Source organism: Paenibacillus turicensis, from assembly GCF_050461185.1.
In the GTDB taxonomy this organism is placed as follows: domain Bacteria; phylum Bacillota; class Bacilli; order Paenibacillales; family Paenibacillaceae; genus Fontibacillus; species Fontibacillus turicensis_A.
In genome coordinates, this window is record NZ_JBCMOR010000005.1 from 1,363,084 (window position 1) to 1,376,052 (window position 12,969).

At 38.1% G+C, this 12,969-nt stretch carries 14 protein-coding genes and 1 other annotated feature; of the genes, 2 read left to right on the forward strand and 12 right to left on the reverse strand.

What is annotated here, in order from left to right; genetic code table 11:
• Positions 1 to 206: 206 nt before the first annotated feature.
• The 12 genes from rpsA to ABE099_RS08595 all read right to left on the reverse strand — a co-directional run bounded on the left by rpsA (position 207) and on the right by ABE099_RS08595 (position 9,109).
• Entirely contained in the window at positions 207 to 1,442 is a 1,236-nt protein-coding gene (gene rpsA, locus ABE099_RS08540; RefSeq protein WP_430029294.1) for a 30S ribosomal protein S1, read from the reverse strand.
• A 114-nt stretch (positions 1,443 to 1,556) separates the two neighbouring features.
• Entirely contained in the window at positions 1,557 to 2,138 is a 582-nt protein-coding gene (locus ABE099_RS08545; protein WP_430029297.1) for a lysophospholipid acyltransferase family protein, read from the reverse strand.
• Positions 2,135 to 2,839: a (d)CMP kinase gene (gene cmk, locus ABE099_RS08550; protein WP_430029299.1), complete on the reverse strand. Its 705-nt coding sequence runs from the start codon at positions 2,837 to 2,839 to the stop codon at positions 2,135 to 2,137. The genes ABE099_RS08545 and cmk overlap by 4 nt, the downstream gene beginning before the upstream one ends.
• 127 nt (positions 2,840 to 2,966) lie before the next feature.
• The gene (locus ABE099_RS08555) at positions 2,967 to 3,164 is read right to left on the reverse strand and encodes a hypothetical protein (protein ID WP_430029301.1); all 198 of its coding nucleotides are present in this window, start codon (positions 3,162 to 3,164) and stop codon (positions 2,967 to 2,969) included.
• Between the two features lie 105 nt (positions 3,165 to 3,269).
• Positions 3,270 to 3,923, reverse strand: a complete 654-nt coding sequence (locus tag ABE099_RS08560) for a flagellar brake protein (protein WP_430029303.1) — start codon at positions 3,921 to 3,923, stop codon at positions 3,270 to 3,272.
• Between the two features lie 193 nt (positions 3,924 to 4,116).
• Positions 4,117 to 5,457 (reverse strand): germination protein YpeB, encoded by a 1,341-nt coding sequence (ypeB, locus tag ABE099_RS08565; RefSeq protein WP_430029306.1) that lies wholly within the window; start codon positions 5,455 to 5,457, stop codon positions 4,117 to 4,119.
• 293 nt (positions 5,458 to 5,750) lie between these two features.
• Entirely contained in the window at positions 5,751 to 6,440 is a 690-nt protein-coding gene (prsW, locus tag ABE099_RS08570) for a glutamic-type intramembrane protease PrsW (protein WP_430029308.1), read from the reverse strand.
• Between the two features lie 44 nt (positions 6,441 to 6,484).
• Entirely contained in the window at positions 6,485 to 7,102 is a 618-nt protein-coding gene (locus tag ABE099_RS08575) for a genetic competence negative regulator (protein WP_430029311.1), read from the reverse strand.
• Between the two features lie 193 nt (positions 7,103 to 7,295).
• A complete protein-coding gene (locus tag ABE099_RS08580) occupies positions 7,296 to 7,652 on the reverse strand; it encodes a hypothetical protein (protein WP_430029314.1) in 357 nt (118 codons plus the stop codon).
• A gap of 62 nt (positions 7,653 to 7,714) precedes the next feature.
• Complete coding sequence (locus ABE099_RS08585; RefSeq protein ID WP_430029317.1) at positions 7,715 to 8,236, reverse strand: pyridoxamine 5'-phosphate oxidase family protein; 522 nt, start codon at positions 8,234 to 8,236, stop codon at positions 7,715 to 7,717.
• The gene (locus ABE099_RS08590) at positions 8,223 to 8,480 is read right to left on the reverse strand and encodes a hypothetical protein (RefSeq protein WP_430029319.1); all 258 of its coding nucleotides are present in this window, start codon (positions 8,478 to 8,480) and stop codon (positions 8,223 to 8,225) included. Before ABE099_RS08590 ends, ABE099_RS08585 begins: the two co-directional genes overlap by 14 nt.
• A 56-nt stretch (positions 8,481 to 8,536) precedes the next feature.
• Positions 8,537 to 9,109: a CPBP family intramembrane glutamic endopeptidase gene (locus tag ABE099_RS08595; RefSeq protein ID WP_210091090.1), complete on the reverse strand. Its 573-nt coding sequence runs from the start codon at positions 9,107 to 9,109 to the stop codon at positions 8,537 to 8,539.
• A 91-nt stretch (positions 9,110 to 9,200) separates the two neighbouring features.
• On the opposite strand from ABE099_RS08595, the gene ABE099_RS08600 reads away from it, so the two are divergent.
• Positions 9,201 to 10,115, forward strand: a complete 915-nt coding sequence (locus tag ABE099_RS08600) for a hypothetical protein (RefSeq protein ID WP_430029322.1) — start codon at positions 9,201 to 9,203, stop codon at positions 10,113 to 10,115.
• Positions 10,116 to 10,194: 79 nt separating this feature from the next.
• Positions 10,195 to 10,425: a binding site (T-box leader), on the forward strand.
• 254 nt (positions 10,426 to 10,679) lie between these two features.
• Positions 10,680 to 12,269, forward strand: a complete 1,590-nt coding sequence (gene serA / locus ABE099_RS08605; protein ID WP_430029324.1) for a phosphoglycerate dehydrogenase — start codon at positions 10,680 to 10,682, stop codon at positions 12,267 to 12,269.
• Positions 12,270 to 12,969 lie beyond the last annotated feature (700 nt).

Sequence of the window (12,969 nt, forward strand, 5' to 3'; positions counted from 1 at the left end):
TACTAAGCAACTTCAACACAATAAAATCGAGTGAAGCTGATATTTGATATCCAAATCCCCATTTTTCACGCTTCTCATCATAGCAAAAAAAGTGTGAAATGGAAAACGAATATCGTCGTAATTTCCAAGCATGACTAAACATGAAACAAAAAACGACGAACCACCGCCTTGGGGGTCCGCCGATTTTATGCACGCTGATATCCCGATTATTTCAATTTGCTAAGCTTATCGCCGAAACGCTCGCCAAGTGTAATGCTAAGACCTTGACCACTTAGGGATACATTAGGATTATCTCCCAAATCTTCTTTTCTTACACTATTTCCGCCACGAGCAGGCTTATCAGTTCTTAGCTCTTGCTCTGGAGCTTCTTCTGTTTCTTTAATGCTTAAGCTGATACGTTTATCTGCAACATTCACATCAAGCACCTTCACTTGCACAGTTTGGCCTTGTTTAAGAACCTCATGTGGTGTATTAATGTGCTTGTGAGAAATTTGAGAAATATGCACTAAACCTTCAACGCCAGGTGCAATCTCAATAAAAGCACCAAAATCAGCGATGCGTTTAACTTCACCAGATACAACATCACCAGTTTTGAATTGCTCTGAAGCAGTTTCCCAAGGACCCGGTGTAGCTGCTTTAATACTTAAGCTGATTTTACCTTTTTCCGGCTCAACTTTAAGCACCTTCACGTTTACTTGTTGCCCTTCTGATAATACATCAGCAGGTTTATTTACATGAGACCAAGAAATTTCTGATACGTGTACTAAACCGTCAACGCCACCTACGTCAACAAATGCACCAAAATCTGTTAAGCGTTGTACTGTACCTTCAAGCTCTTGTCCTACTTTTAATCCACTCATAACTTGCGCTTTATTTGCAGCAAACTCTTCGTCTAACACATCTTTTTGAGATAAAATCACTTTATTGTTTTCACGATCAAGTTCCTTCACTTTAACACGAAGTGTACGTCCTTTATAATCAGTGAAATCCTCAACAAAATGACGCTCTACCATAGATGCAGGAATAAAACCACGTACGCCAACATCCGCAACGATACCACCTTTAACAACATCAGCTACAACAACTTCAAAAACTTCACCATTTTCAAAGCGTTGTGCTAATACGTCCCAAGCGTTTTCGCTATCGATCGCACGTTTGGATAAAACAAGACGTTCTTTTTCATCGTCAATGCTAACGATTCTTGTTTCTACCTCTTGTCCAACCTCAACCACATCACCTGCATTTTCTAAATGAAGGGATGATAATTCACGAATAGGTATAATACCGTCATATTTATATCCAATGCTTACATAAGCTTGGTTATCTTCAATTTTGATAATGGTGCCTTTGACGGTATCCCCTTTTTTCAAAGATACGATTTGCTCCAATTGATCTTGATTCACTACTTCATTCGTTTCTTGCACATTGTTTTCTTCCGACATGTCAATACCCTCCTCAATTCAAAAAAGCCATTTATTTAAACCCGCACTTCGCGAGGTTCAAAACAAAATAAAATAATAAATAATGCCTGTAAGCAAGTAATTCTAACTTATATATTACAATGATTCGCCAACTAACTTCAATTCCGTAATTTTATTCATCAACTCGGCAGTTAACAAATCAACGTTATCTGGCGAGGGATTTTCTTTATATTTTGCCAAATCAAGTGGTTCCCCATAAATAACTCGCACCTTACGGAACAATTTATAGTTACCAACAATGGCAACAGGAACAATCGCTGCATCACTTCGCAAAGCGAAGCTTGCGGCTCCCTTTTTCCCATCTCCTTGATCATGACGACTACCCTCAGGAAAGATGCCCATGATTTTACCACTGCGTAATATATTTAATGAGTTTTTTATGGACTCTTTACTCACTCCCCCACGTTTAACAGGGAATGCACCTAGTTGAGTGATAAGCCATCCAAAACCCCAAACCTCAAACAATTCCTTTTTCGCCATAAAATGAACTTTGCGATCCAGCAAAATCCCAATCGTAGGTGGATCAAAATTGCTAATATGGTTGGAAGCAAGTATTACGCCACCTTCTTTTGGAACGTGCTCAATTCCTGTTGCCTCTAAGCGGAACAACAATTTGTATAAAACTCTAAGCACTGCTACAGCAAAATTATAGATCATGCTTTGCTCTCCATCCCTTGCCTATTGCAATATGAAATAATTGCATCCACCACTTGTTCAATTGTCATAGAAGTTGTATCCAACAATATAGCATCATGTGCTTGTGTCAGTGGAGAAATCTCTCTTTGCTGATCTAGCTTATCACGCTGCTGGATATCTTGCTGTAGCTGTTCAAGTGTAATGAATTCTTTATCTGACATTTCATTATATCTACGTGCTGCCCGTTCTTCCACTGAAGCAGTCATATATATTTTCACTTCTGCATCAGGTAAAACGGTTGTTCCAATATCTCGGCCATCCATGACAACACCTTTGCGCGTAGCCATTTGCTGCTGTAAGGCAACTAATCTTGTTCTTAGCGCCTCCAGTTGTGAGTATTGCGACACAATGTTATTTACAGCATTAGAACGAATTTCATCTGTTACATTTCTATTATTCAAAAATACTTGTTGACGTTCTTCGCCTGGCTCAAGCACAATTTGAAGCGAATTAAGTGCTTCTAGCATGTCCACAGATTGCTCTGGTGGAATACCTTTGTCAACAAAATACAAGGTAGCTGCGCGGTACATTGCCCCCGTATCTACATATACATAACCAAGCTGGTTTGCAACCATACGGGCAATCGTGCTTTTACCTGCACCTGCCGGTCCATCTATGGCGATGTTAATTTTGTTATGTTGTAGTGAAACCCCATTAGCCAACAGGTTATTTCCTCCTCAAGTCTTGCTCACTAAAAAAGCAGGCATTGCCTGCGACGTGAAAATTATACCACACATCACAGGTTCATGCAAAAGACAAGTGTGATATTACAGCCTTTTTTAGACTAATTTAAGGTACAATTCGCACCCCTTCTAACCTTTCAGCTGAAGATAAAATACTTCGAATTTCAGGCACACATAATGCACCCTGGAAAACAATAAGCAATGTAAGCAATATAATAGCAATTCTTTTTAGCCAAGGCTCAATGATATGACAAAATACGAGAAATAACCTTATGTAATTTTCCTGTTCTTGTCGTGAATCCATGCTGATTAGCCTCCTAAAAATGATGCTTTGTATTATTATCACCAGCATGTCCACTCCATAACAAAACCATTCGTAGTTTGCATATCTAAATATTTACAATTATTTCTAACGGTTTCTAAAATCAAACTGACGTTCAAAACAATAGCGAATCAGCTTTTGCCGCTCCATATCCGAAATACTTGTAAATTTCAAAAAAATCATATGATGTCCATTGTCCAATTGCTTAGTTCTTACAATTTCAGCCTCAAAAGGAACATGATCAATCGATCCATTTTTATAGGAAATTAAGAGCCAGCAGTAAATTTCATCGCCTTGAACTAATTGACGATGCCCTTCATATCGGAAAGCTAATCCCCCGCCACCTACATCTTCTGTTAAAGCAATAAAACGACTTTGATCCTTTAGCTGTACCGCAATTTCTAATTTGGCAGTTACTCTTAAAAAGTTCCTTCTTTGAATTTTGGTAATATTCTCTGGTTCAGGCTTACGTATTCTAATTAGATGGATGACATCATCACTAAATCCAAGTACATACGTATTAAAATAATTTTTAACCCCACCTTCTGTTAAGAAGTAAATCGAAAGCTCATCACCAGTATATAACCTTTTGACACGACCACTTCCTATTTCAATAGGGACCTCAATCAGCATAAATTCATCCTGTACATCCGCAATTCTGGATTTGCATTCTTTGTCTGTGTTATTCTCGTCTGCTGACGCAACCTGAATGTACAACAAATCATTGACTTTAGGTAACAAGTCCTCACCCGCCCCTACTTATATTAGATCAATATTACTACACGATTATAGCATGTACCTCTTCATTTTGCATGAATCACTTAGCGACTTTTAATACATTACGGGCTGATCACAAAAAAAAGAACTGTACTTGCATTCGCAGCATTTTAGCCACTTGCAGTACAGTTCTCTTTAAACATTTTTTGTTACTTTTCTATTTATTTTTCACACGTTCAATGCTTTCCTCGTTGCCATTGTCCGCATTAATATAAATTCGATATTGTGTTTTATTGATTTCTCCGCCAAACTCATACGTTAATACTTCCTCAGACATATCGTTTTTAATCAATGCTAACCGATCATAATTCACTTTAAAGTCAGGATTTAAATATTTTTTCGCTTGAGCCGCAGTTAACTTCGCTTTTGGAATATCTACACCATTATCCTTTTCATAAACGTAGTCACTTGCTTGCATCCCTGTTACTTGTCCGTTATCTAACGCAACACGTAGTGATATTTTCTCTGGATACACAACAACACCGTCTCTTGTACTTGCATAGGTAAAATTACCCACTTCACCAAACTGATCATAGCTAACTGCAACAACATCATCATAACCTTTAGTTTTCAAAAATTCATCTGCTTGTTGCTTCGCTTCGCCATAGGAAAGCTTAGGTTGCTCAACGGTACGCTCATAGTTAAACGAAATTAAATGTCCACCATTACGTGTAAAATCTAAAGTTGTGTATTCTCCATCTTTGCCACTATCTATTTTCGCTCGATATGACGCCCACTCTGTTCCACGTCCGTTTTCTGTTACCTTAATGGCGGATTGATCCTTCACCCCAGCAAATTGAGCCGCTTTCTTCTTAATTTCTTCCTGAGTAATTGGTTTATCCCCTAGCTTCTTAACCGAGCGTCTAGTGTATAAATTAGAAATCGTGGGTCCCCAATCAAGCTCTGGGTATTCCCCAACCTTTTTGTCGACCGATTTGAAGCCATCTATAATTGTGGTATCTCCGCCTTGTTTTGCCGTTGCAAGGGTAGTCTCCACATCCATCCACCGTAAACGATTGCCGATAACTTTATCCTGAACTCCTTGCAAATCTTTGGCAATTTCCTCTGCACTTTTATGCAGCTGTTTTAAATTCTTCATTTCTTTTTCGGTAAGTGGCGATTTAGTCAAATCTCGAACAGAAGCTTGATAGGAAAACTTAGAAATACGAGATAAAAACTCTTCCGTTTTATTAAATGGAAGCATCGTCACAGGTAATTGGCTGATTTCATTTTGTGCTTCACTCGTGATTCTCCACACATTTACAAGTCCCTTGCGTTGTGCGCCAACTGAAGCTGAATTTAAGGTCAACGTATTGCCAAGCTCATTATGTAGACGATCTACATGAAAGGATAAATCATGAAAGGCACGTTGATATTGGTTTTCAGCTTTAATTAAAATCGCATTTTTCTCTTGGTTTTCCTGATACCCCCATACGACAGAACCGATTAATAAAAGAGTCATTACAGGAAATAATATAGCACTTAGTCGTTTATACATTATTTATACGCTCTCCTTTCTATTTCTAACTTGACGTTAGTTTGACAAGAAAAAAGAAGCTTTATTCATGTTTTTATATTTTTGGTTATTATGGCTCGTAACTTTCAATTTTAAAATACATTTCATTGTCACAAATACACTGTTTAAAGCCTGTTACCAGTTCTCCATGTATATAGGTTCCTCGCAAAATAAATTTTTCTCCACACGTTTTACAAGTAATTTTGACTTTAACACGCAATAAAAAACACCCCTTTGAGTTTTTACCTCATTAGGATGTCCTTATCTTTGGGAAGTTAATCCATTTCCCTTGTTTTCATCATTCTAAATGGAGAACGTTTATTGGCACGATAAACTTTGCCTAAACCTCCATACCAAAAATATAACATCAACGGAACAATATACCATATCCAGTAGTCTATAATGTTATCTAAAATCCAATCATATACACCATGCCAAAACCATGGAATTAAAAGTGAATACAACAATATTCTCCAGCTTTTCCATTGTTTCGTGAACTTAGCTAGCCCTAAATAGTAACCCATCATGACCCCAAAAAGGGCATGTCCAGAAACAGGCAATAAACCTCTAAGCAGCACGGTTCCGAAAAACACTTGGTTACTCATCGCATACAATACGTTTTCTACAGTAGCAAAGCCAAGTGAGATAGCAACTGCATACAGAATTCCATCGTAGGGTTCATCAAATTCAGCATGATGATATATAAAATAAAATAGCACAATCCACTTTAGCGTTTCCTCAATCCCGGCAGAGATCAGAAAAGCCGAAACAAAAGATCCTTCTCCAAGCCAAATCACGAGTCCTCGTTGAATAATCATGACAGGTATAACAATCAAAAAACCAAGAAAAAACATTTTAAGTACTAAATGTAATGGTTCAGAGTCATACTTGTCCTTTAAATAAAAGAAAGTCAGCAAGGCAAAGCCAGGGGCTACCGCTGCAATTAATATTGAGAATAATAGCAACGATTTTCCCCCTCCCGCCTTGCTCGCCTATGCATTCTCACGCTTTAGTTCACTCTCTTAAAATGGCTGCAAATCACTTCGATTGCTTTCTCAGCCATAACCACCTGTCCGTATTCCTCTAAGACTGCCGGGGTGACAGAGGTAGCTTCCCCATATTCAGCTAACACGGCTATTACAGCAGGTTGTTTGCCTTCTTCTATCTCTTCAGGTTCCAATTGCAAAATCCAGCTTCGATTATACTTATAAAGTATACCTACGTCCGGAATCATATGCCGCAACACATGTGCAGCCTCAATTAGAATCTCGAAATCGTCAAATGAATACAGAATTGTATCGGTTTGCTCTAATGTGACTTCCATTTCGTAAACCTCATCCGGTATTTCATCCTCATAGGATGATCTTTCATCACTATGGTGATCGTATTTTCCTCTTGTCACAATGACCACCATCCCTTGAGCTGGCAATGCAAAAACTTCAACAGCCAAAGGTCCTGTAGCATCAAAGCCAACTTCACTATAAGCTTGATCCATCATTTCAGTGAACAAGTCGTGAACTTTAGGAATCTCCTGCCACATATCCTCTTTCTGGATGCCGCGTTCGCTAAGATCATCAAATGTGAGGAAAATCCGTATCTTATCCTGACCTAATCTTTCAATTTTCATAAAACAGGACCCTCCTCTCCAAGCTTGTAATAACAGATTATGATTCCCTCTGTAATATGTGCTGGAAATGGTTCTTTGTAAGTATGTTATCATTATTTTTCATGAAATGCACGCAATAAAATAGACAAAAAAAGAATCATTTTCCGCAGGACTAAAATCCTTGTGGAAAATGATTCAAAAGTGGTCACTTTTTTTACAAACCTGGGATAATCGTACCTGTTTCCTTTAGGATACCTTCCACTTCTTTACGTACCTCAGGATTGCTTTTTATAAAGTTGGTGATTTGCTTTAAATTGGATTGCTTCATATGCGTCTCATCATGGAGTCCGCTTGAACTAGGATGCACCTTATCATGTTTGTCTTCAGTATGACAAGTGGAATGGTGATGCTCCTTATCATGTGTTTTGCAACTGTCACCAGATTTTAGGCTAGACCAGTTCCACATCATCCCTGCCTCTTTACCAGCGGACATGAGTGCTTTATTTCTGTTTATAAGCATTGCACTAACTGCACCCAAAAACACTCCACATAAAAATGAAGATGATTTCATATGCGAACAGCCTCCTTTAAATATTTTAAAGCCAAGCTTATTGTTCTCATCTTAATGCAAACTCATGCATGCCACACTTGTTCTTCAGTTGAATGATCATAATAAATAATCGTATTTGGCGTAATATCAAGCACTACGTAGTTAGGGTCGTCTGGTCCTTCGAACCATTGCTTGTACTCTTCCTTCCACATCGTATGTCGGAGCTGTTCATTACTTGTAATGCTACATTTTCCTTCAATCTCAACAATTTCATGCTTATCCCCTGCTTCAGCACCTAATAACAGGCTAACATTTGGATTTTGCTTCAGTTCATCCACTTTTGCACTGCGGCGATCTGTAGCTAGATGAATATCTAAGCCATCATGCTGCATTGCCATGTAACGTTGCTTGGGTTTTCCTTCCTCAACCGTTGCAAAGGATGCAATATGGTGTTGATCTAACGTTGAAATAATTTTTTGTTCCAACTCTGCTTTATTGTTTAGTTGATGATTGTCCATGATGTCTAAAACACTCCTTTTGCTTAAAGTAGTAATTTTGCGTACACCATAGTATTGCCCAATCACTTCAAAATCAACTACCAACATGAACCTTGCCCCAAGGGGATTCACTGATCCCCCACCAAAGTAACATAAATAAAATAACTACAAAAATAAACAAAAGGAAATTAAAAAACCACCTTGTTATTTTCAAGCGCTGAGAAGGATATAACTCCCTACGAGATGGCATATCCGTTACAGTTGATTCATCCTCATCTAAATAAAGGCTAGATATTCCGGAACTTTCCTCTGGTTGTGTTGAGACTAATTCTGAAGGTGGATTTTCCTGCACCGTTGACAGTTTTCTCCTCCTACCGAACTTTTTTATTCTACTTAAATTTTGTTCGCTCATAATTCCCTCCGAAACTTAATCACTAAACCAGAGATACAGTCAATGAGAAAGTGACATAAAATAGGTGCCCATAACGTACCTGTCGCAATATAAATAAAACCCAAACCATAGCTACTGAGAAACACCCAACCGGTTGGAATAAAATGGTTTAAATAACGTACATGAATGAGGGCAAATAAAATACTTGTCCAATAAGGACCTATCGCATATTGAATCGCTCCACGAAATAAAAGCTCCTCACATATCGCTACAACTATCGATATAACAACAATGTGCCATACAGGCCTTTTACGAAACAATAATACGTTAATTCCCCCGTCATCTAAACTTTCCTCACCGATAAATCGTGAAATAATTAAGTCAACTAAAAACATAATTAATGCTAGTCCGATGCCGTAGTACAAAAATTCGTCACTTTTAGGAAATTCCATCACAGAAAAAGGACTTCTTTTCTGAAAAAATATGAGGATGAGACCGATAAATAAAGTAAGTCCTTGAGTTAGGTATAAATTAATTAGCAAAAGACGATCAGTTAACACAACGGGTTTCTTTATTTTTAGTTTTTTCATTACGTAATCTAGTCCTATTCTTTTGAATGTATTTTTGACCAAGCATACTTAAGTGGGACCCAAATTATTGGTTAGGAGCGTCTATATCACTATGATACATAAACGTAAAATTAAGGTCGAAGTTTTGTTTGTAATTGGTTTTTTAACTACACTTATTATTGCATTTGGTACGTTTTATTTAGGATTAAGAATGGGTGTGAGCCAGACTGAAGCTAAATATAGCTATCTTAAAACCTCACCACCAGAGTTAGAATCCTCTTCTTCCTATGAGCAGCAGGATTTAGTTACATATTATTATGTCGTGTTTCAGCCTTATCAGCAATTTAAAGATCACTTTGACAAAATGTCTGACATCGTGAAGCAAAGTGACTCATCGGCTAAATCTAAAGAAGCGTTAAAGAAAATTCGTTCTGAAGCTGAAAAGCAATATGAGCAAATTGCAGCCAACTCAATCGCTGCGGAATCACCATTACTAAAGGAATCCCATAATGACATTCTTAAAAGTCTTAAACTTTTTGATCAAGGAATTGGGAACATTCTAAATGAGAACAAAAATGTAGACCAATTAAGAAATATTTTGTATGAAAACAACTTTACTTCTAAAGGTATAACTTATGGATTACAGGCTCAGAAAAAATATTATACATCAATTTTAAAGTGGACTGCAAAAAGTAATCATAACGTCGCAACAGATTACACATTTAATAACAATACTACGATTAAGCAATGGAAAGGTTTCTCCTTGTCCATTAAAAACAAAGCAGTGACAGATATTATGTTAAAGAATACTCTTTTCGTTTCATATCTGCCACAAGATATGACAGCCAAAATAGATCAAATGATTAACAGCGGCAAAGCAGCAACCTTAAAGCTTGAAACGATCAATTCGATTGTGAAAATCCTCACAGAAACTGAGGCCGTACAGAAGAAGGAATTCGTTAAATGGAGAAACGCTTATTATGTTGGAGAGTTTCTTCCAACGTTACCGTTTTTTGTTGAGGACTAGGTTAAGGAGTAATATAGTGTAAACAACACCTATTGACAGGCTTCATAGGTCGTGGTACATTATTGAAAATTAAACTATCGCAAACACGAAGAAGGAACAAAGTTAACGATGAGACTCCCAGAGAGCCGGTGGTGCTGTGAACCGGTAGTTGAAAGTTACACTTTAGCGCTCCTGAGTTATTACGTTGAAATTTGTAGTAGGCGTAATCGGATAAAGTCCGTTATCATTTGTTGTCTTAAGACATCACAAGGCTGCATTTGCGAAAATACAGCGAATTAGGGTGGTACCACGAATATCTCTCGTCCCTTACTAAGGAATTAGTATGCGGATTGAGAGTTTTTTTATTTTTGTTCCAAGGAATTTTGTAGAGAAACGGGACTTTATACACCCTTATCCTTTGCTCCACTGCATTAGCAAAACATTAATGCAAAAAAGCGTTTACAGTAGAAGCGAATGCCCTAAGATAGATATTGATTATTTTATTCTAACTTAAGCGGCAATGCTATATAAAAGCTCTAGCATTTGTCATTATGCTTAGCTCATCAAATTTTTAGGAGGATTAACATGTTAAAGGTATTAGTATCGGATCCAATTAGTGACTTAGGTATTGAGCAGTTGATTAATGCACAAGATGTAACGGTGGATAAAAAAACAGGCCTGAGCGAAGATGAATTAGTTCAAATTATTGGCGATTACGATGCTTTGCTTGTACGTAGCCAAACTAAGGTAACTGAAACAGTGATGAATGCAGCTACCAAATTGAAAGTAATTGGACGTGCAGGCGTTGGTGTTGATAACATCAATTTGGACGCAGCAACAAGCCGAGGCATTATTGTCATTAATGCGCCTGATGGAAACACCATTACAACCTGTGAACATGCCTTTGCTATGATGATGGCACTTGCTAGACATATCCCTCAAGCTTATGCCAAAACGATTACAGGCACATGGGATCGTAAATTCCTTGGTGTTGAGCTTCGCAATAAAAAGCTTGGTGTACTTGGCATGGGGCGTATCGGAAGTGAGGTTGCAAAACGTGCAAAAGCTTTTGGCATGGACATTTTGGGCTACGATCCATTCCTGACAGAGGAACGTGCAGAAAAGCTAGGCATCACACTTGCAACTGTGGATCAAGTTGTCCGAGAAGCCGATTTTATTACAGTTCATACTCCATTAACACCAGAAACGAAGCATATGATTTCTACAGCGCAATTTAATGTAATGAAAAAAGGAATGCGGATTATAAACTGTGCACGTGGAGGCGTAGTTGACGAAGCGGCATTAGTAAAAGCAATTGATGATGGCATCGTTGCAGGCGCAGCCTTTGATGTATTTGAAAAAGAACCACCAGAAGCGGATCATCCGTTCTTAAACCATCCTAAAATTATTGTTACACCACATTTGGGTGCGTCTACAGTCGAAGCACAAGAAAATGTTGCGATTGATGTATCTGAGCAAGTATTACACATTTTGCGGAATGAACCGTTTAGAAATGCTGTTAATATGCCACCGGTTGCACCAAGCGTAATGAATAAATTACAACCATATTTTGAATTAGGTGAAAAACTAGGGACGTTTGCTTCCCAACTTAATCATCAAGCAGTAAAAGAAATTCATGTGGACTATGCAGGTGACTTATCAGAGGTGGATACACAACCGCTTACTCGCTACATTATTAAGGGTGTATTATCCCGTCACTTTGCGGAGGATGTTAACATCGTCAACTCTATGCATTTAGCAAAAGCACGTGATATTAATGTTGTTGTGTCTAAGACGGTTGCAACTAAGGGCTTTACGAACCTAGTGACTGTTGCACTTAAAGGTGAAGATGATTCAGAACAACGAATTGCTGGTACTTTATTAAATGGGTACGGTGCACGTATTGTACAAATTAATAAGTTCCCTGTTGATGTTGCGCCACATGGCAACCTATTGTTCATTTCCCACAATGATAAACCGGGAATAATCGGTAAAGTAGGTACATTACTTGGAGAAAATGAAGTTAATATCGCGGCGATGCAGGTAGGTCGTAAAATTGTTGGCGGAGAAGCGATCATGGTTCTTTCCGTTGATAAAGAGCTCGATAAAAATGTCATTGATGCCTTACTCAAAGTTACTGAAATTAATAAAGCGAAGCAAATCGAGTTCAAATAGAAGCGAAGATTGGTGGTTGACAATGCCTCAAGGTGGGTGGCTACGGTACAGAGAGTTCTTTCGACCGTTGTTGAAGCCAGATTCCTTTCATTATAATTAAACTTAATAGTTGTAATCTGGTTTCAAAGACGATCTCCAGAATCTCTCTGTCCCTTCGCTAAAGTAAGTTGTTTGACAACCACTAATTAAAATGATGAAGTAAAAGTAGCCTTCAGAATGGCTCAACACAGAAATCGGTTCTTGACAATCTATAAAGTAAGAGACTACGTAGCAGGGAGTGGCTTCAACCGCTGTTAAGGCCCCATTTTCTTTATAACATGTGTTGAATGGATGGAATTGTGTCCTTAAAGTGTTTATGCTCTCGAAGTATCTTTCTTGCAGAAAGATTGTCGCGCTCTCGCTTCTCCACCATCTCCCTGCTCCTTCGCTTCGTTAGCTTTTTGTCAAAAACCGATTTTAAGATTGAGCCTTCAGAATAGTAATTTTCTTTTTAAAAACGAAACCCCTTCTTGTTAGTAAGGAAAGTTTAAAACAGACTTTCCTTTCCTACTAACAGAAGGGGTTTTTCAATTATAGAGCTTATTTAAGCGCTCTATCTACAAATCAGTGCTTTGACAGCCAGCCCATCAAGGCGAAGTGACAGAGAGATTGTGGAGTAGCGTCTTTAAAACCAGATTCCCACCCTTAATCTCATTGTAAG

What these genes read in the sequence shown, in the direction of transcription:
- rpsA (WP_430029294.1), bottom strand. Translation starts at nt 1,442, where the DNA reads ATGTCGGAAGAAAACAATGTGCAAGAAACGAATGAAGTAGTGAATCAA.
- ABE099_RS08545 (WP_430029297.1), bottom strand. Translation starts at nt 2,138, where the DNA reads ATGATCTATAATTTTGCTGTAGCAGTGCTTAGAGTTTTATACAAATTG.
- ABE099_RS08555 (WP_430029301.1), bottom strand. Translation starts at nt 3,164, where the DNA reads ATGGATTCACGACAAGAACAGGAAAATTACATAAGGTTATTTCTCGTA.
- ypeB (WP_430029306.1), bottom strand. Translation starts at nt 5,457, where the DNA reads ATGTATAAACGACTAAGTGCTATATTATTTCCTGTAATGACTCTTTTA.
- ABE099_RS08575 (WP_430029311.1), bottom strand. Translation starts at nt 7,102, where the DNA reads ATGAAAATTGAAAGATTAGGTCAGGATAAGATACGGATTTTCCTCACA.
- ABE099_RS08580 (WP_430029314.1), bottom strand. Translation starts at nt 7,652, where the DNA reads ATGAAATCATCTTCATTTTTATGTGGAGTGTTTTTGGGTGCAGTTAGT.
- ABE099_RS08585 (WP_430029317.1), bottom strand. Translation starts at nt 8,236, where the DNA reads ATGTTGGTAGTTGATTTTGAAGTGATTGGGCAATACTATGGTGTACGC.
- ABE099_RS08595 (WP_210091090.1), bottom strand. Translation starts at nt 9,109, where the DNA reads ATGAAAAAACTAAAAATAAAGAAACCCGTTGTGTTAACTGATCGTCTT.
- ABE099_RS08600 (WP_430029322.1), top strand. Translation starts at nt 9,201, where the DNA reads ATGATACATAAACGTAAAATTAAGGTCGAAGTTTTGTTTGTAATTGGT.
- serA (WP_430029324.1), top strand. Translation starts at nt 10,680, where the DNA reads ATGTTAAAGGTATTAGTATCGGATCCAATTAGTGACTTAGGTATTGAG.